This window comes from Rhizobacter terrae, assembly GCF_003852895.1.
Taxonomy (GTDB): domain Bacteria; phylum Pseudomonadota; class Gammaproteobacteria; order Burkholderiales; family Burkholderiaceae_C; genus Albitalea; species Albitalea terrae.
On record NZ_QUSW01000003.1, the window covers coordinates 555466 to 581517 of the forward strand.

Annotated in this window: 27 protein-coding genes; 18 read left to right on the forward strand and 9 right to left on the reverse strand. The window is 68.1% G+C overall.

What is annotated here, in order from left to right:
- Positions 1–74: 74 nt before the first annotated feature.
- Positions 75–1055: a S1C family serine protease gene (locus DZC73_RS14145; protein ID WP_124540954.1), complete on the forward strand. Its 981-nt coding sequence runs from the start codon at positions 75–77 to the stop codon at positions 1053–1055.
- Here DZC73_RS14145 and DZC73_RS14150 read toward each other — a convergent pair.
- Complete coding sequence (locus tag DZC73_RS14150) at positions 1052–1603, reverse strand: Crp/Fnr family transcriptional regulator (RefSeq protein ID WP_161974586.1); 552 nt, start codon at positions 1601–1603, stop codon at positions 1052–1054. The two genes, DZC73_RS14145 and DZC73_RS14150, sit on opposite strands and share 4 nt — an antisense overlap.
- 86 nt (positions 1604–1689) lie before the next feature.
- Here DZC73_RS14150 and DZC73_RS14155 point away from each other — a divergent pair, with 86 nt between their 5' ends.
- A complete protein-coding gene (locus tag DZC73_RS14155) occupies positions 1690–2181 on the forward strand; it encodes an ester cyclase (RefSeq protein WP_161974587.1) in 492 nt (163 codons plus the stop codon).
- Positions 2182–2188: 7 nt separating this feature from the next.
- Here the strand turns inward: DZC73_RS14155 and DZC73_RS14160 are convergent, their stop codons facing one another.
- Complete coding sequence (locus tag DZC73_RS14160) at positions 2189–3082, reverse strand: LysR family transcriptional regulator (protein ID WP_124540957.1); 894 nt, start codon at positions 3080–3082, stop codon at positions 2189–2191.
- A gap of 140 nt (positions 3083–3222) precedes the next feature.
- On the opposite strand from DZC73_RS14160, the gene DZC73_RS14165 reads away from it, so the two are divergent.
- Positions 3223–3879, forward strand: coding sequence for a choice-of-anchor R domain-containing protein (locus tag DZC73_RS14165; RefSeq protein ID WP_161974588.1), 657 nt, complete (start codon positions 3223–3225; stop codon positions 3877–3879).
- Positions 3880–3883: 4 nt separating this feature from the next.
- Positions 3884–4735 (forward strand): class I SAM-dependent methyltransferase, encoded by an 852-nt coding sequence (locus tag DZC73_RS14170; protein WP_124540959.1) that lies wholly within the window; start codon positions 3884–3886, stop codon positions 4733–4735.
- Positions 4736–4739: 4 nt separating this feature from the next.
- Here the strand turns inward: DZC73_RS14170 and DZC73_RS14175 are convergent, their stop codons facing one another.
- Positions 4740–5309 carry a sigma-70 family RNA polymerase sigma factor gene (locus tag DZC73_RS14175; protein WP_124540960.1) on the reverse strand — a complete coding sequence of 190 codons (570 nt, stop codon included), beginning with the start codon at positions 5307–5309 and terminating at the stop codon, positions 4740–4742.
- A 129-nt stretch (positions 5310–5438) separates the two neighbouring features.
- On the opposite strand from DZC73_RS14175, the gene DZC73_RS14180 reads away from it, so the two are divergent.
- From DZC73_RS14180 to DZC73_RS14195, 4 genes are all read left to right on the forward strand, one after another.
- Positions 5439–6152, forward strand: a complete 714-nt coding sequence (locus DZC73_RS14180) for a response regulator transcription factor (RefSeq protein WP_124540961.1) — start codon at positions 5439–5441, stop codon at positions 6150–6152.
- Positions 6149–7663, forward strand: a complete 1515-nt coding sequence (locus DZC73_RS14185; RefSeq protein WP_124540962.1) for a sensor histidine kinase — start codon at positions 6149–6151, stop codon at positions 7661–7663. The genes DZC73_RS14180 and DZC73_RS14185 overlap by 4 nt, the downstream gene beginning before the upstream one ends.
- A 320-nt stretch (positions 7664–7983) precedes the next feature.
- Complete coding sequence (locus DZC73_RS14190; protein WP_124540963.1) at positions 7984–8751, forward strand: TSUP family transporter; 768 nt, start codon at positions 7984–7986, stop codon at positions 8749–8751.
- A 109-nt stretch (positions 8752–8860) separates the two neighbouring features.
- Positions 8861–9682, forward strand: a complete 822-nt coding sequence (locus tag DZC73_RS14195; RefSeq protein ID WP_124540964.1) for an HDOD domain-containing protein — start codon at positions 8861–8863, stop codon at positions 9680–9682.
- 10 nt (positions 9683–9692) lie between these two features.
- Here DZC73_RS14195 and DZC73_RS14200 read toward each other — a convergent pair whose 3' ends face one another.
- Both DZC73_RS14200 and DZC73_RS14205 read right to left on the reverse strand, forming a co-directional pair.
- Positions 9693–10508 carry an anti-sigma factor family protein gene (locus DZC73_RS14200; protein WP_124540965.1) on the reverse strand — a complete coding sequence of 272 codons (816 nt, stop codon included), beginning with the start codon at positions 10506–10508 and terminating at the stop codon, positions 9693–9695.
- A 2-nt stretch (positions 10509–10510) separates the two neighbouring features.
- Positions 10511–11044 carry an RNA polymerase sigma factor gene (locus DZC73_RS14205; RefSeq protein WP_198414854.1) on the reverse strand — a complete coding sequence of 178 codons (534 nt, stop codon included), beginning with the start codon at positions 11042–11044 and terminating at the stop codon, positions 10511–10513.
- A gap of 157 nt (positions 11045–11201) precedes the next feature.
- Between DZC73_RS14205 and DZC73_RS14210 the strand changes: the two genes are divergently transcribed.
- Positions 11202–11714, forward strand: coding sequence for a flavin reductase family protein (locus tag DZC73_RS14210; RefSeq protein WP_124540966.1), 513 nt, complete (start codon positions 11202–11204; stop codon positions 11712–11714).
- A 24-nt stretch (positions 11715–11738) separates the two neighbouring features.
- Here DZC73_RS14210 and DZC73_RS29715 read toward each other — a convergent pair whose 3' ends face one another.
- Positions 11739–11903, reverse strand: a complete 165-nt coding sequence (locus tag DZC73_RS29715; protein ID WP_161974589.1) for a hypothetical protein — start codon at positions 11901–11903, stop codon at positions 11739–11741.
- 113 nt (positions 11904–12016) lie between these two features.
- Here DZC73_RS29715 and DZC73_RS14215 point away from each other — a divergent pair, with 113 nt between their 5' ends.
- Both DZC73_RS14215 and DZC73_RS14220 read left to right on the forward strand, forming a co-directional pair.
- On the forward strand, positions 12017–12913 hold the full coding sequence (locus DZC73_RS14215; RefSeq protein ID WP_124540967.1) for a LysR family transcriptional regulator: 897 nt from the start codon (positions 12017–12019) through the stop codon (positions 12911–12913).
- 83 nt (positions 12914–12996) lie between these two features.
- On the forward strand, positions 12997–14043 hold the full coding sequence (locus tag DZC73_RS14220; RefSeq protein WP_124540968.1) for a hypothetical protein: 1047 nt from the start codon (positions 12997–12999) through the stop codon (positions 14041–14043).
- 24 nt (positions 14044–14067) lie between these two features.
- Here DZC73_RS14220 and DZC73_RS14225 read toward each other — a convergent pair whose 3' ends face one another.
- From DZC73_RS14225 to DZC73_RS14235, 3 genes are read right to left on the reverse strand one after another with little or no spacing between them, the layout of a single operon-like run.
- Entirely contained in the window at positions 14068–15870 is a 1803-nt protein-coding gene (locus tag DZC73_RS14225) for an ABC transporter substrate-binding protein (RefSeq protein WP_124540969.1), read from the reverse strand.
- Between the two features lie 21 nt (positions 15871–15891).
- Entirely contained in the window at positions 15892–17661 is a 1770-nt protein-coding gene (locus tag DZC73_RS14230) for an ABC transporter substrate-binding protein (RefSeq protein WP_235835124.1), read from the reverse strand.
- Between the two features lie 23 nt (positions 17662–17684).
- A complete protein-coding gene (locus tag DZC73_RS14235) occupies positions 17685–19505 on the reverse strand; it encodes an ABC transporter substrate-binding protein (RefSeq protein WP_328589506.1) in 1821 nt (606 codons plus the stop codon).
- A gap of 294 nt (positions 19506–19799) precedes the next feature.
- Between DZC73_RS14235 and DZC73_RS14240 the strand changes: the two genes are divergently transcribed.
- The 7 genes from DZC73_RS14240 (at position 19800) to DZC73_RS14270 (ending at position 26048) form a co-directional block, all read left to right on the forward strand.
- A complete protein-coding gene (locus DZC73_RS14240; protein ID WP_124540970.1) occupies positions 19800–20738 on the forward strand; it encodes an ABC transporter permease in 939 nt (312 codons plus the stop codon).
- Positions 20735–21823: an ABC transporter permease gene (locus tag DZC73_RS14245; protein ID WP_124540971.1), complete on the forward strand. Its 1089-nt coding sequence runs from the start codon at positions 20735–20737 to the stop codon at positions 21821–21823. The genes DZC73_RS14240 and DZC73_RS14245 overlap by 4 nt, the downstream gene beginning before the upstream one ends.
- 3 nt (positions 21824–21826) lie before the next feature.
- Entirely contained in the window at positions 21827–23518 is a 1692-nt protein-coding gene (locus tag DZC73_RS14250) for an ABC transporter ATP-binding protein (protein ID WP_124540972.1), read from the forward strand.
- Between the two features lie 121 nt (positions 23519–23639).
- The gene (locus DZC73_RS14255; protein ID WP_124540973.1) at positions 23640–24269 is read left to right on the forward strand and encodes a TetR/AcrR family transcriptional regulator; all 630 of its coding nucleotides are present in this window, start codon (positions 23640–23642) and stop codon (positions 24267–24269) included.
- Between the two features lie 259 nt (positions 24270–24528).
- A complete protein-coding gene (locus tag DZC73_RS14260) occupies positions 24529–25413 on the forward strand; it encodes an alpha/beta fold hydrolase (protein WP_124540974.1) in 885 nt (294 codons plus the stop codon).
- A 206-nt stretch (positions 25414–25619) separates the two neighbouring features.
- Positions 25620–25838, forward strand: a complete 219-nt coding sequence (locus DZC73_RS14265; RefSeq protein ID WP_124540975.1) for a hypothetical protein — start codon at positions 25620–25622, stop codon at positions 25836–25838.
- A gap of 18 nt (positions 25839–25856) precedes the next feature.
- Positions 25857–26048 carry a hypothetical protein gene (locus tag DZC73_RS14270; protein WP_124540976.1) on the forward strand — a complete coding sequence of 64 codons (192 nt, stop codon included), beginning with the start codon at positions 25857–25859 and terminating at the stop codon, positions 26046–26048.
- The last annotated feature ends 4 nt before the right edge of the window (positions 26049–26052 follow it).

Genomic DNA, 26052 nt, shown 5'->3' on the forward strand with positions numbered 1-26052 from the left:
GGCCATGCACCGATTCACCGCAACGGGTCGTCACCATTGAAAACATGTGCCCCCATCGCCAGATGCGATGAACCATGGGTGCCAACGACGCCGTCCTCCTCGACGCCTATTCACAGACCGTCAGCGACGTGGTGGAGCGCGCCGCGCCGGCGGTGGTCGCTGTTTCCGTCACGCACGGCGCGCAGCATGTCGGCTCGGGGTCCGGCTTTCTCTACACGCCCGACGGCTACCTGCTCACCAACTCGCACGTGGTGCGCGCCGGTGGACGCACGTCGGCGAAGAACCTCGGGTACCGCGTGTCCCTGGCCGACGGGCGCGAGGCGTCCGCGCGCTTCGTGGGCGACGACCCCGACACCGACCTCGCGGTGCTGCACGTCGACCCCATCAGCACCGGTGCGCTGCCTGCGCTGGTACTGGGCCGTTCCGCGGGGCTGAAGCGAGGCGAGATCGCCATCGCCATCGGCAACCCGCTGGGTTTCGAGCACACCGTCACCGCGGGCATCGTGAGTGCGCTCGGGCGCAGCATGCGGGCGAGCACGGGGCGGCTGATTCCGGATGTGGTGCAGACCGATGCGGCCTTGAACCCCGGCAACTCCGGCGGTCCGCTGGTGAACTCTCGGGCGGAGGTGGTGGGCGTGAACACCGCCATCATCCGCGGCGCGCAGGCGCTGTGTCTTGCCGTTGCCGTCGACATCGCCTCGTGGGTGCTGCCGCAGCTCATGCGCCATGGGCGCGTGCAGCGCGCCTACCTGGGCGTGGGCGGCAGCACCATCCAGCTGCCGCGGCGCGTCGTGTCGGCGCTCTCGCTGGACGGACCCGGCGCGGTGCGCGTGGACGCCATCGAGCCCGACAGCCCCGCCGCGCGTGCGGGCCTGCGCGAAGGCGACCTGGTCATCGGGCTCGACGGCCAGCCTGTGGCCAGCGTCGACGGGCTGCATCAGTTGCTCGACGGCTCGCGCATCGGCCGCGAGATGATGCTCAAGCTGCTGCGCGGCAGCATGCCGCCCGAGGTGATGTACCTGCGGGTGCAGCCCTCGGCACGGGCGCCGGCTTAGCCGTCCGCCGGCCGGCCCCGTATTTCGTCGCGGATGATGCGGTTCAGGCCCACCGGCGTCACGCCCAGGAATCCCGCCAAGTCCTTCTGGGGCACCCGGTCTATCCATTGGGGCGCTGACTGGGCCAGCTTCCGATAGAGCTCGCGTGTGCTCAGGGTCAGCAAGTCGCGCTCACGCTGCAACTTGATCTGCGCCAGCCGCTGGAACGCAAGCCTCAAGGCCTTCTGCCAGGGCAGGCTGCGTTCGGCCAGGGCCTCGATCAGCCGATAGTCGAAGCGTTCGACCACGCTGTGTTCGATGGCCACGCTGGAGAACGTGGCCCGCGACTGGCCGGTGATGGCCATCGGACACGCGAACATGTCGCCTGGCCCGGTGAAGCTCTTGATCCACTCCGAGCCGTCTTCTTCCGTGTAGGTCTGCTTCAGCAGCCCGGTGCGCACGACATGGATGTCAAAGCATTCGGCGCCCTGCCAGAACGCCGCCTCGCGCGGCCTGAGTTCGATCAACTGCAGCTTGCCTGCCAGCGCCTCCACCTCCGGCAGGGCCAACCCATGCGCTGACTCCAACCGCTGCAGCAATGACAACGCAGCCCAACAAGACACGCTTAACTCCGGTTAATGACACGAGACGGCCCGTGTTCGACAGTGGCGTGATTGAACCTTCTTTTCGATTACGCAGAAAGATGCGGACCATGATGACCATCGATGACACAACGATCCTGCAGCGCAACCGCGAGCTGGTGACGCGGTACTTCGAGGAGGTGTGGAACCAGGGCCAACTGGACCTGCTCGACGAGCTGATGGCGCCCGACTACATCAACCACAGCTCGAGCACGCCGAACCCGCGGCCCGGTCCTGCGGATCTCAAACCGATCGTCGCCGAGATGCGACGCGGCATTCCCGACCTCCACTACGACATCCTGGACATGGTGGTCGCCGCCGACAAGGTCGCGGTGCACCTGCGCATGACGGGCACCCACACGGGAACGCTGTTCAAGATGCAGCCGCAGGGCAGGCGCATCGACGTCAGGCAGATGCAGATCGAGTGGATCCGCGGCGGGCGGATTGCTCAGCACTGGCGGCTGACGGACGACCTGGCGCTGCTCAGGCAGATCGGCCAGCTGTGATCGTGACTCAGCCCGTGAGGATGGGCCGCAGTGCATCGATCTCTTCCAGCACGAAGTCGAAGAAGGCGCTGATGCGCGGCGTCTGGCGGATGTCCGCGCGTGTCAGCAACCGCCAGATGCGCGTGAGCTCGGGCACCGGGCCGAACAGCCGCACGAGCTCGGCCTCGCCGTTGCCCAGCGGCATGGGCAGCGCCGCGATGCCCACGCCAGCCTTCACCGAGTAGAGCAGTCCCAGCACGCTGTTGTTGCGTGCCACGATGTTGGCGTGCGGCGCGACGGCCTTCAGCCAGGCCATGGCGCGGTGGTTCGCCATCGATTCGTCGAAGCCGATGAGCGCGTGCTGTGCCAGGTCTTCGATGCGCTCGGGCCGGCCGTGCTGCTCCACGTACTGCCGGCTCGCATACACGCCCCACAGCGAATCGGCCACCTTGCGGCCCACGAGTTCGCTGTCTTCCACGTCGCCTGAGCGCAGCGCCACGTCGGCGTCGCCCTTGGCAATGTCCAGGTACTTGTCGCTCATCACCCATTCCACCCGCAGGCCCGGGTGGCGGGCGTGGAAGCGGTCGAGCAGCTGGGTCTTGGTGATGCGCTGCGCGAGCGGCTCGGGGCAGGTGACGCGGATCACGCCCACCAGCTCATGCCGCTTGGCCTGCACGTGCTGTTCGAGGCCTGACACCGCTTCGGCCACGCGCTTGGCCAGCGGGACCAGCTCGCGCCCGTAGTCGGTGAGGTGATAGCCCGTGGGCTCGCGCCGCACCAGCGCCTGGCCGATGCGTTCCTCCAGCTCCAGCAACCGGCGCTGCACGGTCGAGGCGTTGACCTGCAGCGCACGCGCGGCGGCGAGCGTGCTGCCGTGATCGGCCAGGGCCACGAGGTACTTGAGGTCGTTCCAGTCGAACATGGGGGTGTCATGCCAAGGGGATGCAGTTCTGCGCGGTGCCCATGCACATCTGCGCCTTACGCCGCGTGGGTCCGGCCACTAGGCTTTGCGACATCGAATGAACCGATCGATTGTGCGACAGCCTCGAGGAGAACATGCCCATGAACTGCATCCGGAAACGATTCACCGCCGCCGCCGTGATGGCCCTGGCCGCGTCCTGCGCCCAGGCCGACGTGCTCGTCAGCAACCTCGCCCAGCCCGAGCGTTCCTTCAGCGAGCTCACCTCGCTGTTCTGGGCGGCGCAATCCTTCACCACGGACGGCAGCGGCCACGCGCTGCTGTCCATCGATGCGATGCTGGGAACCAGCGCGTACCGTGGTGACGACACCGAGTACGTCGCCGAACTGCATGCGAGCGGCCCCGGCATCATCGGCTCGCTGCTCACCACCTTCTCGTTCGGCAGCATGCCCTCGGGTGCCCCCACGTCCATCTCGCTGCTGCCCACCAGCGGCGTCACGCTGGCCGCCGGCACCACCTACTGGCTGGTGATGGGCGAGCGGCACGGCAGCCTCGACAGCGAGTACCTGGGCTGGTCCTATGCGGACGGCAATGCTTCCACCGGCCCCGGCTCGCTCGGCGCCTTCGGCTATTCGACCGATGGCGGCATGAGCTGGGCGGCATCGACCTTCGACACGCCCAATCCCTTCCGCTTGGCGGTCAACGTGGCATCGCCCGTGCCCGAGCCGTCGTCACTGGCGCTGACCGCGTTGGGACTCCTGGCGCTGATGGCGATGCGCCGCGTCCACCGCACGGAGTGAGTCCATGAACACCACCCTTGACGCCCCCAAGACGGCTGCCCGCGACCAGTGGGACCGGGCGGCCCCGGGCTGGGACCGCCACACGCCGGTGATCCGCCAGTGGCTGCGCACGGCCACCGACACCATGCTCAACATGGCCGGCGTCGCGCCGGGCGCGAGCGTGCTGGACGTGGCCGCGGGGGCCGGCGACCAGACGCTGGACATCGCGCGCCGCGTCGGGACCGAAGGTTCGGTGCTGGCCACGGACTTTTCGCCCGCCATCCTCGCGCTGGCCCAGCAGCGCGCCCATGACGCCGGCTTTGCGCAGGTGAGGACGCTGGTGGCAGACGGCGAGCACCTGCCCGACGGCCTGGGGCCCTTCGATGCGGCGGTGTGCCGCCTGGGCCTCATGCTGTTCGCCGACCCGCTGCAAGGCCTGCGCGAGATGCACCGGGTGCTGCGGCCCGGCGGCGGCATCTGCACCATGGTGTTTTCACGGCCGGAGAAGAACCCCTGCGTGGCCCTGCTGATGCAGACGGCCTTGCAGCATGCGGGCATGCCGGCACGCAGCCCGTTCCAGCCGGGCGGGTTGATGAGCCTCGGACAGCCGGGGCTCATCGACGGCCTGTTCGAGCAGGCCGGCTTGCGCCAGGTGGCCACCACCGCCATCGAGGCGCCGTTCAGGCTGCCGACGGCCCGGCACTACCTCGACTTCGTGCGCGCCTCGGCCAGCCCCATCCAGCAGATACTCTCTCGGCTCGACGTGGCCGCCCAGGACGCTGCATGGCAAGACATGGAGGCTCGCCTGCACGCCTTCGACACGGCTGACGGCTGGGTCGGGCCCAACGAACTGCTGCTCACCGCCGCTCGCCGCTGAGGCCTCACGACACCAGCTGCTTGCGGGCGCGGTGCAGGCGCACGAAGAGGTTTTCCTCGCTGATGGCGAGCTGCTCGCACACGTCCTCGGTGGACTGGTCCTGCAGCACGCGCAGGTGCATCACGTCGCGCAGGCCGGCGGGCAGCTGGTCGATGCGTGCCAGTGTGCGCTGCAGGAACTCGCGGTGCTCGGCCACTTCATCGGGCCGGGCATGCGGGCACTCGATGGCGGCCACGCCGGCTTCAGGGTGCTCGTCGTCGGCCTGGTCGTCGTAGCTGTCGCAGGCAGCGCGCTGGCGCACCAGGTCCACGATCTTGTTCTTCAGCACCGCGGTCAGCCAGGAGCGCAGGGCCGAGCGGCCGCCGAAGCTGGCGCGGCCGGTCACCACCGCCTCGAACACGTCGTGCACCAGGTCTTCGGCCAGCATCGGGTCGTGCAGCTTGCGCTGGGCGAAGCGCACGAGGTAGGCGCGGTGCTCGATCAGGTCGCCCCAGGACAGCGCCCCGACGGGGTTGTTCTCCACCAGCGCCGGGTGGAAGGCGGCCTGGGCGAAGGGGGTGGCGCTGTGGTTCATCTGGGGCTCCGGCGGTCGTTCGTTGCGATGGGATGAACTTTGGTCGGCGCACCTCGCGCCACCCTCGCCGAAGATCACAGGAAGATCACATTTGCGTAAGAAGCGGTGCCGGCGGAACGACAATCCCGCATGCCCTCCACCATCCTCGTCGCCGAAGACCAGGCCGACATCCGCGACCTGCTGGCCATGAACCTGCGCAACGCGGGCTACGAGGTCACGGCCGTGGCCGACGGCCTGGCGGCGCTGAACAGCCAGAACGAACAGGCCAGTGACCTGCTCATCCTCGACCTGATGATGCCGGGCATGGACGGCCTGGAGGTCTGCAAGGCGCTGCGTGCGCGCGGCCGCAGCACGCCCATCCTGATGCTCACCGCCAAGTCGACCGAGCTGGACCGGGTGCTGGGCCTGGAGCTGGGCGCGGACGACTACCTGACCAAGCCCTTCTCGCTGGCCGAGCTGCTGGCGCGGGTGAAGGCGCTGCTGCGGCGCGCCGACCTGCTGCGCGCCGCCCAGGTGAATGCGGCGGCGCAGCCCGGCACCATCCGCAACGGCGACCTGGAGATCCTGCCCGCCAAGCGCCAGGTGCGCTACCGCGGCGAGGCGCTGGACTTCACCGCGCTGGAGTTCGACCTGCTGCTGCACTTCGCCCAGCACCCGGGGCATGTGTTCTCGCGCGGACAGCTGCTGAACGCCGTGTGGGGCTACACGCACGACGGGTACGAGCACACGGTGACGACGCACATCAACCGCTTGAGGGCCAAGCTGGAGGCGGACCCGATGCGGCCGGAGCTCATCCTCACCGTGCGCGGTGCCGGCTACAAGATGCGCGAGGCGCCGAGGTGACCGTCCGCCTCAAGCTCGCCCTCACCATCTTCATCACCGGCGCCCTCACCGCGCTGGGCGTGATCGCCACCGTGCTGGTGGCCTTCCAGCGCTTCGAGCACGAAACCACCTACTACCGCGCCAACGCCTTCCTGAACCGCGTCGTCGCCATGTACGACAACATGTTCGAGATGCACGAGCGGCATCCGGACGAGTTCACCGGCTTCCTGCGCAACCTCGTGCTGTTCGAGCCGGACACCCAGCTCTACCTGCTGGACGCGCAGGGCACGGTGCTGGCCTTCACCGGCGAGGCACGGCTGCCGCCGGGCTTCAAGGTGGACCTGCGGCCCGTGCGCGAGGCGGTGGGCGACAAGCCCATGCCCTACGTGATGGGCGACGACCCCGAGCGCATGGACGCGGACGCCGTCATTGCCGCCAAGACCATCAAGCGCGCCGTCATCCGCAACGACGAGCCGATGGCCGGTTACCTCTACCTCGTCGCCCACCAGCGCACCTCGCCCGAAGACCGCTGGCAGGTGCTGGGCAGCAGCCTGGGCAAGCCGGCGGTGGCGGGCATCCTGGGCGTGGTGGGGCTGTCGTCGCTGCTGGCCTGGTGGGTCATTGCGATGGTGACGCGCCCGCTGCGACAGCTCAGCGACGCCGTGGCCGCCGTGTCGCGCGAGGGCCTGGGCAGCGGCGCGGCCGACCCCGATGCCGTGGCCTTGCCCAGCCAGCGCGCGGGCGAGGAATTCAGCCAGCTGGCGGTGGGCTTTCGCGCCATGCTGCGCACCCTGCGGCAGCAGTGGGAGGCGCTGCGGCGGCTCGACCATTTCCGCCGCGAAGGCGTGAGCAACCTGTCGCACGACCTGCGCTCACCGCTCACTGCCACCGCCGCCTGCCTGGAGACGCTGGAGACCCGCTGGGCCGGACAGCCCGACCGGGCCGAGGACCTGGGCCTGGTCAGCATGGCGCTGCGCAACACCCGCAACGCCGCCCGGCTGGTGCAGTCCCTGGGCGACCTGGCCCAGCTCGACGAACCGGAGTTCAAGATCCAGGCCGAGGTGCTGGACGCCGGCGAGCTGCTGGACGACATCGCGCTGCGCTTCGGCGAGCGTGCGGCGCAGCGCGGCGTGGGCATCGCTGCCGCGGCCCAGGCCGAGGGCGAGCCGCCCTTTGCGGCGCTGGACATCGAACTCTTCGAGCGTGCGATTGCCAACCTGGTGGACAACGCCCTGAAGTTCTGCCGTCCGGGCGACCGCATTGCGCTGTCCGCCAAGGTCGAGGACGACCGGGTGTCTGTCTGCGTGGAGGACACCGGCCCCGGCATCCCGCCGGCCGACGTGCCGCACCTGTTCGACCGCTTCTACCAGAGCCGCCAGAGCGTGGCGCCTGCCACCGGCGAGGGTGGCAAGGGCCTGGGGCTGGCCATCGTCAAGCGCATCGCCGAACTGCATGGCGGCGATGTATTTGTACAAAGCGAACTCGGCCGAGGCACCAAAGTGGCGCTCAGCCTGCCGCGCGCCATGTTGTGACGCAATGTGCGCGGGCGTTGCGGCCCCGCATCGGCGCAGGGAAAGCCCTGATGCCTGCATTAATCGCACGCGCCTACAGTGCGACCACTCGCGGCGGGCACCAAGCTTGTGCCTGCAAGGGCGGGGGTCTGAGGAGACAAAACGAAAGCGGTGGTGGCGCAAGCCCGCACGCCGCGACAATCGGCAAGGCCTTCGGGCCGATGTCAGAATGAAAGGGCGCTGGTCATCCAGCGCCCTTTTGATTTCCGCCTGGCATTCACGCGGAAGCCATCCAACCACCTCACACCGCACCCTGTCCCGCCATGGGAGAGGCAGCAGGCATGCTTGATCTCGTCGTGGCCACGCTGGCCTCCCTCTTCGCCGGATTCGTCGACGCCATCGTGGGCGGCGGCGGCCTGATCCTCGTTCCCGCCCTGTTCAGCGTCTACCCGAACGCACCGCCGGCCACGCTGTTCGGGACGAACAAGGGCGCGGCGGTGTGGGGCACCGGCTGGGCCACGGTGCAGTTCGCCCGGCGCGTCACCATGCCCTGGAACGCGCTCGTGCCGGCGGCCATCGCGGCCCTCATCGGCGGCGCGGTCGGTGCCTTCACCGTCACGCTGGTCAGCCCCGCGGGCTTGCGCAAGGCGCTGCCCTTCATCCTGCTGGGGGTGCTGCTGTACACGCTGGCGAAGAAGGAACTGGGCCGTCACCATGAGCCGCGCTTTGCCGGTCGAAGTGAAGCGGCGCTGGCCAGCGGCATCGGCCTCACCATCGGCTTCTACGACGGCTTCTTCGGCCCGGGCACCGGCAGCTTCTTCGTCTTCCTCTTCGTGCGGCTGCTGGGCTACGACTTCCTGCATGCCAGCGCCAGCGCGAAGCTGCTGAACACGGCCACCAACGTGGCGGCGCTGGTCACCTTCATTGCCAAGGGCCATGTGTGGTGGCATGTGGCGGCGGTGATGGCCGTGGCCAACGTGGCCGGCAGCCTCCTGGGCACGCGGCTGGCGCTCAAGCACGGCGCGGGTTTCGTGCGCGGCGTGTTCATCGTGGTGGTGAGCGCGCTGATCCTGAAGACCGGCTACGACGCATTCTTCAAACTGGCCTGAGGCGGCTGCGTTGAACTGTGCGGCAATTCACGCGCTCTTCGTTGCAACAATTCGAGCCACATGGTCGTAGCATCCATGGTGGCTCCATGACTTCCCGGATGTTGCGCACATGCCCGTCGATCCCCAACTGCGCTCGCTGAACATCGATATCCCCGCCCAGCCCGAAGCGCTGGTCAAGCTGTCGCTGCTGCTGGCCGACGAGGACGTGAACATGCAGGCCCTGAGCGGGCTGATCGAGTCCGACATGGCGCTGGCCGCGGCCGTGCTCAAGGCGGTCAACTCCTCGCTGTACGGCCTGTCCGGCCGGGTGCAGAGCGTGCAGCAGGCCATCACCTTCCTCGGCACGCGCGAGGTCGCGGCCGTCACCTTCGAGATGGGCCTGAAGGCGGTCTTCCCCGCCGCGCCCGAACTGGAGCCGGTGTGGGAACGCGCCGGCGTGCGCGGGCTGCTGATGGGCCGCATCGGCCAGGCGCTGAGCGTGGACCCGTGGGCCGCGCATTCGGCGGGCCTGTTCGAGGAGTGCGGCAAGGCCGTGCTGTTCCGCCATGCGCCGGACCGCTACCGGCCCATGATCACCACGGCATCGAGCGACGAGGAGCTGTTGTTCCTCGAACACCAAGAGTTCGGCGTCAGCCACGATGCGCTGGGCGCGGCCTTGTGCGAAAGCTGGGGCCTGGCGCCCGCGGCCGTGCACAGCGTGCGCTACCACGTCATCGTCAACACCACGCGCGAGCTGCCCATGCAGGTGCAGCGCCGCGCCATCTGCGCGATCTCGGCCCTGGCCAACGCGCTGATCGTCGATCCCGACACGCTGGACGACGTGGCCCGCGCCGTCGCACCCCAGGCCGACCTGGACGTGACCATGGTGCTGCGCGGCACGCGCCGGGTGAAGGAACAGATCGAGGCGGCAGTGGCGCGCAGCGCCGGCTGAGCCTGCCCGGTCAGCCCACCTGCTTGTAGATCGCCTCCGCCAGCGCGAGCAATTGTTCTCGCGGCAAGGCGCCGACGATCGCGTAGCCGGTCGTGCCTTCCACCCAATAGAACATGCCCAGCTCGCCCTGCCGCTCGTACTTGAACGCGGCCGGCGTGTTGCTCTCGGGCTTGCGCAGGTACACGGTCACGCGGGTGGCGGCCGGCTGGCCCACGCGCTGGTACATGAGCTGGGCGCAGGGGCCGTTGGTCTCGGGCAGCAGCCGCCCGCCGATCAGCTCGAAGCCTTGCGCCCGCAGGTCGAAGAGCTTCACCGGCCGGTCCACGCGCTTGGTGAGCCAGCGCGACAGGTGCTCTTCCTGCGCCCGGCTGTCTTCCGGCGTGGCCGCGGCCACGGCCACCTCCACCGGGTGACGCACTTCCGGCGCATACACGGCATGCGCGCCCATCACGCGGCGTTCCCAGCCCGGGCCGGCGGCGGAGTCGTCATCGCCCAGCATCCGCCAGGCCGAGCCCGCGCCCACCATCGTGCCGAGCACGAAGATTCCCACGCCTGCGGCCCAGCGCAGCGCGCCGGCGCTGCGGCGTGCGGGCGTGTAGTTCATCACCAGGTGCTCCAGCTTGCCCGGCACCGGCTCCTCGGCCGCGGGCCCGAGCCGTGCACGCAGGGCGTCGCGGTCGGCCGCCCACAGGCGGACCCGCGCCGCGTCTTCCGGATGCTCCTGCAGCCAGGCGTCGATCTCGGCGCGCTGGGCGGGAGGCAGCTGGTCGTCCAGCCAGGCCGACAGCTTGTCGGACAGCAAGGGGTCGCGTTCGGGGGTGTTCATGGTCAGACGACGCGGCGCAGACTGCGCGCCGCGGGAGTGGAGGGGGCGTGGCCGTCGAGCAGGGCCCGCAGGGCGGCACGGCCGCGCGAGATGCGTGACATGACGGTGCCGATGGGAATGCGCAGCACGTCGGCGACCTCGGCGTACGACAGCTGCTCCAGCGTGACCAGCAGCAGCGGCTCGCGCTGTTCCACCGGCAGGCGCGACAGGGCGGCGATCAGGTCCATGCGCAGGCCGGGGTCGGAGACGGGGCCTGCGATGCTGTCGGGCCCGTCCTGCAGTTCCGACGGGTCCACGCTCACCAGGTGCGAGCGGCGCCGGCGCTCGTCCATGTGGGCGTTGTGCGCGATGCTGATGACCCACACGAGGATGTCGCGCCGCTGGTCGAACTGGTGCCAGTGCGCCAGCGCCCGCTCCAGCGCGGTCTGCACGAGGTCGTCGGCGGCGCTCGCATCGAACACCAGCGAGCGCGCATAGCGGCGCAGGCGCGGGATGGTCGACAGCAGCTGCTGGCGGAAGGCGGTCGGGGCGGTCACGTCAGGGTGTACGGGCGGCGCGGCGGGCTTATTCCCGTGTCGTTCGGCGAGGGTACTGCGGATGCCCCGCGGCCGAGAAGAAAGTCACGCTGTCGCTGGTCCGATGCCCCCAGGCGCGGTGTTCTCGCCGAATGCCGTGATCCGGGACAATGCCGGCATGACTCCCCCCACCAGGGCCCAGGCGCCCGCCTTCTCGGCCGAGCAGTTCCGCTCGGCGCTGGGCATGTTCGCCACCGGCGTGACGGTGGTGACCGCGCGCGACGCCGCCACTGGCCGCCGCATCGGCCTCACCGCCAATTCCTTCAACTCCGTGTCGCTGAGTCCGCCGCTGGTGCTGTGGAGCCTGGCGCGCGCTGCCGGCTCCATGCCGGCCTTCAGCCGCGGCTCGCACTACGCCATCAACATCCTGGCCGCCGGCCAGCGCGACCTGGCCGAGCGTTTCGCCAGCAAGCTCGACGACCGCTTCGAGGGCCTCGCGCTGCGCGAAGGCAGCGGCGGCGCGCCGATCATCGAGGGCGCCGCGGCCGTCTTCGAGTGCTTCAACCGCAGCCGCTACGAGGAGGGCGACCACGTCATCTTCGTGGGCGAGGTCGAGCGCTGCACCTGCAGCGAGGGCGCCACGCCGCTCATCTTCCACGGCGGGCGCTACTTCACCGAACTGCCGCTCTGACTGCCGCTCGGGCGGCTGCCGCCTTCACTGCAGCGTGATGCTGCCGCCGTGGCGCAGCCGCGACCGTTCGGCCCAGGCCACGAAGGCGCGCTTGAACTGATGCCAGGCCGATCGCCCGTGCCTGTGCGGATCCTGCGGATTCACGCGGCGCGGAATGGGTGTCGTGGCGAAGAACCAGGGTGCTTTCATGGTGCTCTCCTTGCTGTCCGTGAAGACACTTTAGGTCTGCGAAATTGCACAGACAATCTGGCAATTTGCAGTCTGACTTTGCGTTTTCGCAGGGTTCTCGCTAGGCTGCGGGCATGAGCGACATCGACTGGGATGACCTTCGCGTGGCGCTGGCGGTGGCCGAGGCCGGCTCGCTGGCGGGTGCAGCGAGGGCGCTGAACGTCAACCACACCACGGCCCTGCGCCGGCTGGACGCCCTGGAGGCGCGGCTGAACACGCGGCTCTTCGACCGGCAGCGCGGCGGCTACGTGCCCACCGAGGCCGGCGAGCTGCTGGCCGAGGAGGCCCGCGCCATCGCGCCCCGGGTCGACGACCTGCAGCGCCGGCTGCAGGGCCGCGACCTGCGCCTGACCGGCACCGTGCGGCTGACCACCGCCTTCGTGCTCATGGCCCACCTGCTGCCCGAACCGCTGGCCGCGTTCGCGCGGGCGCATCCGGGCATCGAGGTGGAGGTGGCCGAGAGCAGCGTGCTGCTGGACCTGTCGCGGCGCCAGGCCGACGTCGCCATCCGCATCTCGCAGCAGGTGCCGCAGCACTGGGTGGGGCGCACGCTGGGCATGGTTGAGTACCGCGTGTACGCCCGGCGCGGCGCGCCGGCGCTGCCGCAGCGCGAGACGCCGCTGCCCGAGTTGCTGGCCCGCGAGCCGTGGATCAGCTTCGAGCGCGAGATGTTTTCCAACCGCTTCGGCCGATGGATGCAGGAGCACATCCCGCCCGGCCAGGTGCGGCTGCGGGTGGACATGTTCAACAGCCTGTCGGCCATGCTGCTCACCGGGCTTGGCGTGGGCGTGCTGCCCGACTTCGTCGCCGCGCGGGAGCCGGATCTGGTGGCGGTGTCCGGCCCGATCGCGGACCTGGCCACGCCGCTGTGGATCCTGACCCACCCCGACCTGCGGCGCACCGCGCGCATCCAGGCCTTCATGCGGCTCGTTGGCGATTCGCTGGCGCAGCTGCTGGCCAAGGCGACCTGAATGCCACACCTCGCGCATCACCTCTGGCGCGGTGGGCCCGGGCCCTGGCATCCTGTGCCGCACTGTCCATCCACCGCCTCACCATGACCATCCAGTACATCGACAAGAACGGCGAACGAGCGCAACTGCCCGACCGCGAGGCGCTGGTGCAGGCCCTGCGCGATGGCAAGGTGGGCGCCGGCACGCAGGTGTACGTGCCGGCCAGGCAGGGCTACGTCCCGCTGGAGCAGCTCTTCGACCTGGATCGCCTGCGCCGCGGCGACACCTCCCGCCGCGAGACTGCACCGGCAGCGAAACCGCGGCCTGAGCTGCCGAAGAAGACGAACTCGAAGATCGTGGGCGTGCTGGGCGTGGTCGTGCTGCTGGCCGTGTCCTGGGGCATCACGCAAGGGCTCATGGGCCAGCGCGAGAAGGAGCAGGAGAACCGGCGGCAACTGGCCGACGACCTCTCGCGGGTCAAGGGGCAGATGCAGGACGTGATCGACCGCAGCCCTGCGTCCGGCGCGAGCGACGCCGCGCCGGCGTCCTCGGCGAACGTGGCCCGCATGAGCTCGCCGATCGGCCAGCTCGTGTCGGACCACCTCGTCGAGATCCGCGCGTTGAACGCGGCGCACGAGCGCAACGTCGAGAGCATCGTCAACGACAACTTCATGACGCCGCAGTCGCTGTCCAGCAAGGCCGGCATCGCGGCCAACCGGACCAAGCTCGCGGCCATGCGCAGCTCCGTCGAGGAATTCTTCTCCGCGATGGAGCGCTCCAAGACCGAGTACTTCCGCAAGGTCGAGCAGATCGGCCCCGGCGGCCTGTCGCCGGAAAACGCCCAGCGCCGGCGCGACGTGATGGACTTCCTGCAGCGCGCCCACCAGGCCAACCTGAGCATGATGGACAGCATGGAGAAGATGAACGACTTCGCCGCCGAACATCACCCCAGCCTGCGCAACGGCAACATGGTGTTCAAGACCGATGCGGAGGTGGCCCGCTGGAAGCAGCTGGCCGCCGTGCTCGACGGCGAGCGCCGCAAGCTCGAAGCGCTGGAGGAGGAGAACAAGCGCTCCGAGAAGCGGGCAATGGAGAAGATGCAGAACGCGATCGGCGAGCTGCGCAAGCCCGTGGCGGGCGCGGGCGGCTGACGCGCCGCGCCGCTCACACACGACTCAGCGCGGCCGCTTGCTCTCGTCGATGTCGAGCATGTGCCAGAACTCCTGCCAGAACAGCGGCCTGCGGTAGCCGATGAGCCAGGGTTGTGCCATGTCGGTGAAGATGCGGTGGGCGTGGTACTTGTACGGCATGTACGCGTTCACGATGCGCTTGATGCGGTCGAACATCTCCAGCCGTTGCGGACTGTCGGGCATGGTGAGCATCTTCTTGTAGAGCTCGTCGAGTTCGGCGTTCTGGAAACGCGCCAGGTTCTGCTGGCCCTTCTGCGGCCCGTACACCCGCGACAGCGTGGTCTGCCCGTCGGGCACGTCCGCCAGCGAACCCACGCTCCACATCTGTAGCTTGCCGGCGCGCGCGGACTTCATGTTCTCGGGCCACTTGGCGGGCCGGTAGGTCACCTTGATGCCGATGGCGTCCCAGCCCTTTTTCCAGACCTCGTTGAGCTGCCGGCTGCGCTGGTCGGGCTGGGTGGACATGATGATCTCCAGCGGCGCCCCGTCGGGCAGCTCACGCCAGCCGTCGCCGTCGCGGTCGACGTAGCCGTACATGTCCAGCAGCGCGCGGGCCTTGCCCAGGTTGAACTCGCTGTTCACCGACCGGTAGGTGTCGTCGTAGCCGAACAGGTTGGGCGAGACCATGGACTGCGCCGGGATCGCCTGTCCGCGGCGCGCGGAGCGGATCTCGCGGTCCAGGTCCACCGCCAGGCCCATGGCCCGGCGCAGCGCCACCTTCTCGGGGGTGTAGCCGCCGACCACCGGGTCTTCCATGTTGAAGTAAGACATGGTGGTGTCCGACGCCAGCGTGCGGTACAGCTGGATGCCACGCTTGGCGAGGTTGGGCGCGAGCTTGCCGTTGGGCGCGGCGGTCTCGATGAACGCGGCCGGCACGCGTTCGCAGAAGTCCTGCGTGCCGTTGAGGAAGGACAGCCAGTACGGCTGCTCCTCTTCGATGATGGACACCTCCACCCGGTCCACGATGGGAATGCGCTTGCCCTTGAGCTTCGCGAGGATGGCCTGGCCTTCCACGTCGTCGGGCGCGGGCTCGCCGTCGAAGGTGCGCACGCGGTAGTTGGGGTTGCGCTCCAGCGCGATGAAGGAGCTGCGGCGCCATTGCTTGAGCACGAACGGGCCGGTGCCCACCGGATGTTCGGCAATCTGTGCGCCGTAGTGCTCCACCACCTCGCGGGCCACGGCGCCGTAGAGGTCGCTGGCCGACAGCTGGTTGTAGACGAACCGCGGATCGGGCTCGGCGAGCTTGAACTGCAGGGTGTAGCGGTCCAGCGCCCGCAGGCCCTCGATGTTGGCGTCGTAGTCGAAGGGCTTCTTGCCGTCGATGGCGCGTTGACGTGCTTCGGCCAGGCCCAGGTACTGCACCTGCTCGATGCTGCTCCAGCCCGGGCTCTTGAGCGCGGGGTCGGCGAAGCGCTTGAGGGCGTAGATGAAGTCCTGGGCCACCACCTCGCGCGGCTTGCCCTTGAAGGCCGGGTCGTCGGCGAAGAAGATGCCCGGGCGGACCTTCACCGTCCACACGCGGAAGTCCTCCGAATGCTCGGGCATGCCTGCGGCGACCAAGGGCTTGATCTTCAGCGGCCGGGCCAGGTGGTCGTAGCAGTACAGCGCCTCGAAGATGTGCGGCGTGAGGGTGCGCGAATACAGGTCGGTGATCTGCGCCGGATCAAAGCCGGATTCGGCCGTCGGAAAGGCGTAGCGGAACACCTTCAGCGGTGCTTCGGCGGCGTGGGCCAGTTCGGGCGCAGCCAGCGTGGCGGCGGACAGGGCGATGAAGGAGCGGCGGTCCATGGTGGGTCTTCTTGAAATCGGTCAGCGCTTGTCGCGCTTGGTGTCGTCGATGTCGACGTACTGCCAGAACTGGCGGCCGAAGGGTGGGCGGCGGAATCCGATGAGCCAGGGCTGGGCGATGTCGCTGGTGATGCGGTGGACGTTGTACTTGTGCGGCGCGTAAGCCGTGACCAGCGCCTGCGCCTGCCGCAAGATCGCGTTGCGTTCGGGCCCGTCGGACAGCACCTGCAGGCGCTCGTAGAGTTCATCGAAGGCAGGCAGCCGGAAGCGCGACATGTTCTGGCCGCCGGATGCCGGTCCGTACAACAGCTGCAAGGACTCCTGGAAGTCCGGTGACGAAGAGGTGTTTCCCAGGCTCCACATCATCAGCTGGCCGGCACGGCCCGCTTTCAGCTGCTCGGGGAACTTCGCCGTCTTGAATTCGACGCGAACGTTGATGGCGTCCATGTTCTTCTTCAAAAGTTCGTCGAACTGGCGATAGATACTGTCCGGCAAGGTCGCCAGGCTCAACACCAGCGGGCTGCCGTCGGGCATGTCACGCCAGCCGTCACCGTCGCGGTCGACATAGCCAAACATGTCCAGCAGTGCGCGGGCCCTGGCCGGGCTGTACTCGCTGCCTTCGGTCTTGAGCTGCGGGTCGTAGCCCGAGGTGCCGGGCATGACGACCGTCTGTGCCGGCACGCCCTGGCCGCGCCGCACGAGCCGGATTTCCGCGTCGACGTCATAGGCCAGGGCGAAGGCCCGCCTCAGCGCCACCTTGTCCGGCGTATAGCCTCCGACCATGGGATGTTCCATGTTGAAGAAATAGTAGGTGATGTCGGCACTGACGATGCGTTGAATCGCCATGCCGCGCCGCACGAGGCCGGGTGCGAGGATCCCGCCGGGCGCGACCACCGGGATCAGGTCACCGGGCACCTTGAAGAGCAGGTCGAACTCGTTGTTGAGGAACGAGAGCATGCGCGGCTGCGTCTCTTCGATCACCGCCACCTCGACGCGATCGACCATCGGCAGTCGGCGGCCCTTGAAGCGCGCCAGCAGCGCCTGGCCTTCGGCGTCGTCGGCATTGGGCTCGGCGTCGTAGGTAATCTCGCGAAAGGCAGGGTTGCGCTCCAGCACCATCAGCGAGCTTCGGCGCCAGAACGAAAGCCTGAAGGGACCGGTACCCACCGGATGTTCCGCGGACTGCTCGCCGTAGCGCTCGATCACCTCGCGTGCGACAGCGCCGAAGGGGCTCTGGTCGGCAAGCGTGTACAGGAAGCGCGGCCGGGGTTTGGCCAGCTTGAATTGCACGGTGTAGCGGTCCAGCGCACGCACGCCTTCCACCTCGCGGTCGTAGTCGAAGGGCTTGCCTGTCTTGATGGCCTGCTGGCGCAGCTCATCGACACCGATCACCCCTTCCTCGTTGAACGTGGAATACACCGGGCTTTTGTTCGCTGGGTCGTAGGCCCGTTTCCACGTGTAGACGTAGTCAGCGGCCACCAGCTCGCGCTTCTTGCCCTTGAAGACCGGGTCATCGGCGAAGTAGATACCTGGGGTGATGTGGAAGGTCCAGCTCCGGAAGTCCGCAGACACCTCGGGCATCCCTTCAGCGGTGTTGGGCTTGATCTTGAACGGCCGGGCCAGGTAGTCGTACTTGTAGGGCGCCTCGAAGATGTGCGAGTTGATGATGCGCGAATACTGGTCGTTGACCTTCATGGGGTCGAAGCCGGTCTCCGAGGCATCCAGCGCATAGCGCAGGACCTTCGGTTCAGCGGCCCCGGCGGCCGCTGCCCATGCAAGTGCAGCGGCCATTGCCACCATCTTCCACCACCGCTTCACTTGCCCAGCCTTTTCTGCATGTCCGTGTCGATGTCCACGTACTTGAAGAACTCGCGCAGGAACACGTTGCGGTGATAGCCGATCACCCAGGGCTGCGCGAGGTCGGTCCAGATGCGGTGGGCGTGCAGCTTCTGCGGCATGTAGGCCACGAAGATGCGCTGCGCCTCGTCCATCGCGGCCTGGCGTTCGGGGCCGTCGGGCAGCTTCTTCTGCAGCTCGAACAGCTTGTTGTAGGCCGGCAGGTCGAAGCGCGACTTGTTGCTCTGGCCCTTGCTCGGGCCGTAGCCCAGCGACAGGAAGGTCTCGCCGTCAGGCGCGCCTGCGCTCCAGTTCACCTGCCACATCTGCAGCTTGCCGGCGCTGGCCTGCTTCAGGTTCTCGGGCCACTGCGCCATGCGGAAGTCCATGCGCACGCCGATGGCATCCATGTTCTTCTTCCACTGCTCGGCCAGCTCGCGCGACAGGCTGTCGGTCTGCGTGGCCTGCACCAGCCGCAGCGGGCTGCCGTCTGGCAGCTCGCGCCAGCCGTCGCCGTCGCGGTCGACGTAGCCGTACATGTCCAGCAGCGCCTTGGCGCGCGCGGGGTCGTAGTCGCTCATCTCCGTCTTGAAGTTCGGGTCGTAGCCCCAGGTGCTGGGCGCGATCGGGCCTTGCGAGGGAATCGCCTGGCTGCGCCGCACGAGGCGGATCTCCTTGTCGATGTCCATGGCCAGCGAGAGCGCGCGGCGCAGCGCGACCTTCTCCGGCGTGTAGCCGCCCACCACCGCGTCTTCCATGTTGAAGTAGGTGTACGACACGTCGGCCCGCGGGTAGCGCACCATGGTCATGTGCTTCTTGCGCAGGTTCGGTGCGAGCTGGTTGTTGGGAAGCGCGATGTTGGCGACTTCGGGCGGCACTTCCCACAGCACGTCGTGCTCGCCGTTGAGGTAGGCCAGCCAGCGCGGCTGGTTCTGCTCGATGATGGAGATCTCCACCCGGTCGACGATGGGCAGGCGCTTGCCCTTGTTGGCCGCCACGGCCGCCTGGGCGATGGGATCGTCCGCCGGCGCCTCCTCGGCGTAGACCATCTCGCGGAAGTTGGGGTTCTTTTCCAGCACCGTCAGCGACGAGCGGCGCCACGAGGCCAGGCGGAACGGGCCGGTACCCACCGGGTGCTCCATCATCTTGTCGCCGTACATCTCCACCACTTCGCGCGCCACCGCGCCCCAGACCGAGCCGTCGGTGAACTCATACAGCAGGCGTGGCACCGGGTCGGCGGTCTTGACCTGGAAGGTGTACTTGTCCAGCGTGCGCAGGCCGGGCACTTCGCGGTCGTAGTCGAAGGGCTTCTTCGAGGCGAGGATCTCCGCACGCAGCTCGTTCATCCCCAGCAGGTTGGCCTTCTCCAGGATGTAGAGGTTGTTGCTTTTCCAGCGCGGGTCGTAGTGCCGCTTCCAGGAGTACACGTAGTCGGCCGCGACCAGTTCGCGCTTCCTGCCCTTGAAGGCGGGGTCGTCGGCGAAGTAGATGCCGGGCTTCACGTGGAAGGTGAAGGTGCGGTAGTCGGCGCTGACCTCGGGCAGCTCGGTGAGCGTGCTGGCGCGAAAGCGAAAGGGCCGGGCGAGGAATTCGAACTCCAGCGGCGCGTCGAAGATGGCGGCCGCCACGGTGCGCGAGTACAGGTCGGAGATCTGCGCCGGGTCGAAGCCCGTCTCCGCCACGCGAAACGAGTAGCGCAGCACCTTGGGCGCCGCCGCGTCGGCTGCGAATGCCGGCGTGCACGCCAGGGTCAGCAAAGACAAGAGGGCCTGGGTGAGGCCGCGCCGCATCATCGACATCAAGCTCCTTGTGGGACCAGTGCCCGGGGTGGCGGGCAGCCGCGAAGTCTAGGCGGCAACATGGCAGTACACCACCGGACAGACCCGGTGCCGGCACGCAAGTTGCATCGGCAAAGCCCACACAGGGCAAACGCTGTGCATGAGCCATGCCAGCCGCGCTTAGACTCGCCACCGCCGTGAATCCACCAAGCCGGCCCGGTCTCCCACCCCACCAGGGTGGTATAGACCAGATGGGACGGCCCACGCATCGCACTAACGCTCCACCCGAGCTCCACCCGAGACGACACAACCGCCATGGCTGCCTACCTCATACGGCGCCTGCTGCAAATCATCCCGACGCTGATCGGGGTGGTGCTGCTGGTGTTCTTCCTCTTCAAGTTCTTCGGGGGCGACCCGGCCGAGATCATCGGCGGGCTGAACGCCACGCCGCAGCAGATCGAAGCCATCCGCGACCAGCTGGGCTTGAACCAGGCCTGGTACGTGCAGCTGGGCATCTACTTCAAGAGCATCGCCACGCTGGACTGGGGCCGCAGCTGGGCCACGCAGGAGGCGGTGAGCAACATCTTCGCCACGCGGCTGCCGGCCACGCTCACGGTGATGCTGCCCATCCTCATCCTCGATGCGCTGATCGCACTGCCCATCGCGATGTGGGTGGCCTACCGCCGAGGCTCGCTGGCCGACCGCTCCATCATGGTGATCACCACCGTGGCGCTGTCCATCAGCTTCCTGGTCTACGTCATCATCGGCCAGTACGTGTTCGGCTTCCAGCTCGGCTGGTTCCCGGTGCAGGGCTGGAGCGACAGCACGCTCACCAACCTCAAGACCTACGTGCCGCTGCCGGTGATGCTGGCCCTGCTGGTGGGCGTGGCGCCGCAGACGCGGCTGTACCGCACCTTCTTCCTTGACGAACTCGGGCAGGACTACGTGCGGACCGCCCGCGCGAAGGGCCTGGACGAGAAGACCGTGCTGTTCAAGCACGTGCTGCGCAACGCGACCATTCCCATCCTCACGCAGCTGGGCCTGGCCCTGCCGGCGGTGTTCATCGGGTCCTTCCTCATCGAGGTGTTCTTCTCCATTCCCGGCCTGGGCCGCGAGGTGATCCTCGCGGTGAACCGCAGCGACTACCCCGTGCTGCAGGCGCTCACCGTGTACCTCGCCATGATCACCATGCTGATCAACCTGGGCGTGGACATCCTCTACAAGCTGGTCGATCCGCGCGTGGTGCTGAAATGAGTGCAGTCCTCAATGATCCGTCGGTGACCGCGGTCTCCAGCAGCCAGCGTTCCGAAGGCGTGTGGCACGCCGCCTGGCGCCGCCTGCGCGCCGATCGCGTGGGCATGGTGTCGCTGGGCGTGGTGCTGTTCTTCGTGCTGCTCATCCTGCTGAGCGCCACCGGCATCGTCGGCAAGACCTGGCAGAAGGAAGTGGGCGTGCCCAGCGCGCCGCCGAGCTTCATGGGGCCGGCTGCCAAGACCGAGAGCGAGGCCATCCCCGTGCCCAAGGGCCCGAACGTGGACATCTCCGCCGTGGACCCGCTGGCTCCTCGCTACAAGGAGTGGGAAGAGCGCGCCGCCAAGTTCAAGGCCGACGAGACCGTGAAGGCCGAGACCCTGCCCTTCGGCGGTGACCGCCTCGGGCGCGACGTGCTGTCCAAGGCGCTCAAGGGCACGCAGACCTCGGTGGTGGTGGGCCTGGTGGCTGCGCTGGCGGCGACCCTCATCGGAACCGTGCTCGGCGCCTGCGCCGGCTACTTCGGGCGCCGCGTCGGCGATGCGCTGGAGTGGGTCTACAACGTCTTCACCGCCATCCCTGACATCCTGCTGCTGCTGTGCTTCGCCGCGGCGGTGGAGACCAACCCCTTCCTCAAGGCGACGCTCGGACGCGGCATCGGCAGCGTCGCGCTGATCCTCGCCCTGGTGGGCTGGACCGGGGTGTACCGCCAGGTGCGCGCCGAGTTCATCAAGCATGCGGTGCGCGACTACGTGCGCTCGGCCGAGGCCATCGGCGCCTCGACGGCCTCGCGCATGTTCCGCCACATCCTGCCCAACGTGAGCCACGTCATCCTGGTGCGCATGTCGCTGCTGGTGGTGTCGTTCATCAAGTTCGAGGTGATCCTGTCGTACCTCGGCCTGGGCGTGGGCGTGGACAGCGTGTCCTGGGGCACGATGCTCGCCGAAGCGCAGAGCGAACTCATCCTCGGCCAGTGGTGGCAACTGGTGGCGGCCACGGCCTTCATGGCGGTGTTCGTCACGGCCTTCTCTCTCTTCACCGATGCGCTGCGTGATGCGCTCGACCCCAAACTGCGCGGGCTGGAGTAAGCCATGCTGAGCATCAAGGATCTGCGGGTCTCCTTCCGCATGGGCCGCGTCGACGGCGTGGTGCAGCGTCAGCAGGCCGTGGGCCGCGGCGATGCCGGCGTGAGCTTCGACGTGCCCGAGAACACCACGGTGGCGCTGGTGGGCGAGTCGGGCTCGGGCAAGAGCGTGACGGCCATGTCCATCCTCAACCTGCTGCCCGACAACGCCGAGCGCAGCGGCCACATCAGCTTCCAGGGCCGCGACATGCTGCAGGCCACGCTGCCTGAACTGCAGGCCCTGCGCGGCAAGGACATCGCCTGTGTCTTCCAGGATCCCATGACCTCGCTGAACCCGGTGTTCAGCGTGGGCAACCAGCTGTGCGAGCCGCTGATGCGCCACATGGGCCTGTCGCGCCGGCAGGCCATGGAGCGCGCCGAGGCGCTGCTCCACGAGGTGGGCCTGCCCGAGCCGAAGCGGCGCCTGTCGGCCTACCCGCACGAGCTCTCGGGCGGCCAGCAGCAGCGCGTGATGATCGCCATGGCGCTGGCCTGCGAGCCGAAGCTGCTCATCGCCGACGAGCCTACCACCGCGCTGGACGTGACCATCCAGCGGCAGATCATGGAGCTGCTGGGCGGACTCAAGGCCAAGCACCGCATGAGCATGCTGTTCATCACCCACGACCTGGGCGTGGTGGGCGAGATTGCCGACCACGTGGTGGTGATGCGCCAGGGCACGGTGCGCGAGCAGGGGCCGGTGGGGCAGATCTTCGCGAGTCCGCAGGACGCCTACACCAAGGCACTGCTGGCTTGCCGCCCGACGCTCGACAACCAGAGTGCGCGGCTGCTGGTCATCGACGACCACATCGCCGGCCGCCAGGCGGGCGCCGCGGCCAAGCCCAAGGATCCGAACGCCCCGGTCATCCTCGAGGCCAGCGGCCTCACCAAGAGCTTCTGGCTCAAGTCGGGCGTGTTCGGCCGCAAGGAATTCAAGGCAGTGAAGGGCGCGAGCTTCCAGCTGCGACGCGGCCACACGCTGGGGGTGGTGGGCGAATCAGGCTCGGGCAAGACCACCATGGGCCTCACGCTCTTGCGCCTGCACGAGCCCAACGGCGGCCCCACTGGCGGCAAGGTGATGTTCGACGGCCGCGACCTGCTGGCCATTGCACGCCACGAGATGCTGCCCGTGCGCCGGCGCATCCAGGTGGTGTTCCAGAACCCCTACGCCAGCCTGAACCCGCGCTTCACCATCGGCCAGACGCTGCTGGAGCCGATGGTCATCCACGGCGTGGGCCAGGACGCCGCCGACCGCGAAGCCCGGGCCCGCGCCCTCCTGGCCAAGGTGGGTCTGGACGACAGCGCCATGCACAAGTACCCCCACGAGTTCTCCGGCGGCCAGCGCCAGCGCGTGGCCATCGCCCGCTGCCTGACGCTCAACCCCGAGGTGCTGGTGCTGGACGAGGCCGTGAGCGCGCTGGACGTGTCGGTGCAGGCGCAGGTGCTGAACCTGCTCAAGGACCTGCAGGACGAGCTGGGCTTGTCGTACGTCTTCATCAGCCACGACCTGGCGGTGGTGCGCTTCATGTCCGACGAGATCCTGGTGATGAAGGACGGCGAGGTGGTCGAGCAGGCGACCATGGAAGAGGTGATGGAGCGGCCGCAGCAGGAATACACCCGACGGCTGATGGGTGCTATTCCAAGAGGTTTCCAGCCGGCTTGACATCACAACCTGTCTCGAATCCGGGAATTTGCCCATGCGAAAGTTGTTGTAGTCGCTGAAACTACAAAAACTTTCCCTGCGATGAGATTGACATTTCGCACGACCGTGCTAAATTTGCGGCGTGGAAACCAAAACCCATCGCAGCGGGCTCACCCTCACGGCCATCGTCGACACCGCCATCACCATGGCGGCGGAAGAGGGGCTGGAGAGCATCACCATCGGCGAAGTCGCCAAGCGGCTCGGCCTGAGCAAGAGCGGCGTGTTCTCGCGCGTCGGCTCGCGCGAGGCGCTTCAGATCGCGGTGATCGAGGCCTATGACGCCCGCTTCCTGCAAGACGTGTTCGTCCCGGCCATGCGCGAGCCGCGCGGCCTGCCGCGGCTGAACGCCATCATGCGGCTGTGGCTCACCCGCGCCCGCGACGTCGAGATCCGCCAGGGCTGCATCTACTGCGCCGGCGCCTTCGAGTTCGATGACCGCGAAGGCCCGCTGCGCGACAAGCTGATGGAAGGCATCATGGGCTGGCGCACCGCGCTCAAGCGCTGCGTCATCCAGGCCATCGACGCCGGGCACCTGCGTTCCGACATCGATGCCGACCAGCTCGTGTTCGAGATGGACGGCCTGTTCGTCGCCCTCATGCGCGACGCCCGCTTCCTCCGCGACCCGCGCGCTGCCGACCGCGCGTGGGTGGCTTTCGAGCGACTGATCCGCTCCGCCCTTCCTGCCGGTGCCGAAAGCACTGTCCAGGCCTGATCGGCCCACATCCAACGACGCGACTGTCCACAAAACAAGACCGTCACTGCTGCCTCAATTTCGCACGACCGTGCGAATTCTCAAGGAGATTGTCATGTTGATCGTCCTCATCGCCCTGCCCCTGATCGCCATCGTGACCCGCACCGGCTTCGCGCTCCATCGCCTGTGGAGCACGCTGCCGCGCAGCAATCGCGACTTTGGCCTGGAGTAATTTCGCACGACAGTGCGAAATATTGAACACAACCAGAAAGGCTTTGCCATGACCACCACCCCCGCCAACCCGGCCGCCGCCTTCTATGCCGGAAGCCGGGTCGTCCAGGGCCTGGGCTTCGCGCTGCGCGCCCTGCATTCGATGGCCCCTGCACTGAGCACTCGCGCCGCCTTGCGCCTGTTCTTCACGCCGCTGCCTTGGAAGTTCGCCATGCGCCGGGCCGTGCCCGCGCCCTGGGCCACGCAGGCCTGGGCCTTCGAGGGCACCCAGCTCATCGCCTACCGCCGCAGCGACGTGTCGCCGGGCGCGCCGGTGGTGCTGCTGGTCCATGGGTGGGCGGGCAGCGGCCTGCAGATGCGGGCCATCGGCGACGCGCTGGCCCATGCAGGCATGGACCCGGTGCTGCTGGACTTTCCTGCCCACGGCCGCAGCGGCGGCTGGCGCTCCACGCTGCCGCAGTTCGCCAGGGCCATCTATGCCGCCGTGTCGCGCCTCGGGCCCCTGCACGGCGTGGTGGCCCACTCGCTGGGCGCCTTGGCGGCCCTGCACTCGGCGGCTCAGGGCCTGCCGGTCGGGCATCTGGTGCTGGTGGCGCCGTCGCCTCCGCCCCGTCTGTTCCTCAACTGGTTCGCCAGCAGCTTCGGCCTGGCGCCGGTTGTATCCGAACGCATGGCCGCGCGCATCGAGGTGGTGGAAGGGACACCTTTGCAACAATTCGAACCCGACTGGCTGGGCGAACGCATCCAGCAACCCACGCTGGTGGTCCATGACCAGGGCGACCGGGTCGCGCCGCACGCCGCATCGCAGCGTTTGGTGCAGGCATTGGCGAATGCCGCACTGCACACCACCTCGGGGCTCAGCCACACTCGGGTCCTGGGCGACCCGGCGGTGGCCGTCAGCGTGCTGCGGCACCTCCTGCCAAGCGAGCACTGACACAACCGGTCGGATGAAGTAACACGGTTTCACGTTTTGGTCAGGCTTCGGTACGCCCAAGCCGTGACATGGGACGCAATTTGTCCGCCAGACCGGTGGCGGACCACCTCCATGACGCATTTCACGCTGGCACAAAAGCTGCGCTTGTGATGGCACTGGCATAGACCACCGTTGTCGATGCCGAACCCACACAGGATGTCGTTGAGATGTTGTCCAGCAAGCGTTCGCGTACCCCCGCAGCACCCAAGGCCCGCCGTGCCTCGCCCTCGTGCCGTGGGGGCGTGTCCTCGGTGCTCAGACTGGCCCAGCCGGCTGCACCCCGCTTTCCCTCGAAGTTCGATCTCGAAGGCTTGCTGAGCCGCGCCGCAGGCGCGTTCCGCTTGCCTGCCGTGCCGCAGTTCGCGCCCAGCGATTTCGCTGGCTGATTTCCCCCGGAGTCCGACATGCCCAGCACCTTCGTTCCCCGCGCGCCCTCGGTCCTTGCGCGCGCCGCCGCCGAGCGCGAACAGGCTCGCCACGGCAGCACCGGCCCCACGCAGACCAGCGTGGGCCGATCGTTCCAGGTCCTTCAGTCGAGCCGTGCACCTGCACAGCTCAGTCTGTTTCTGCGCCCGAGCGCAGTCGACGTCAAGTGAAGAA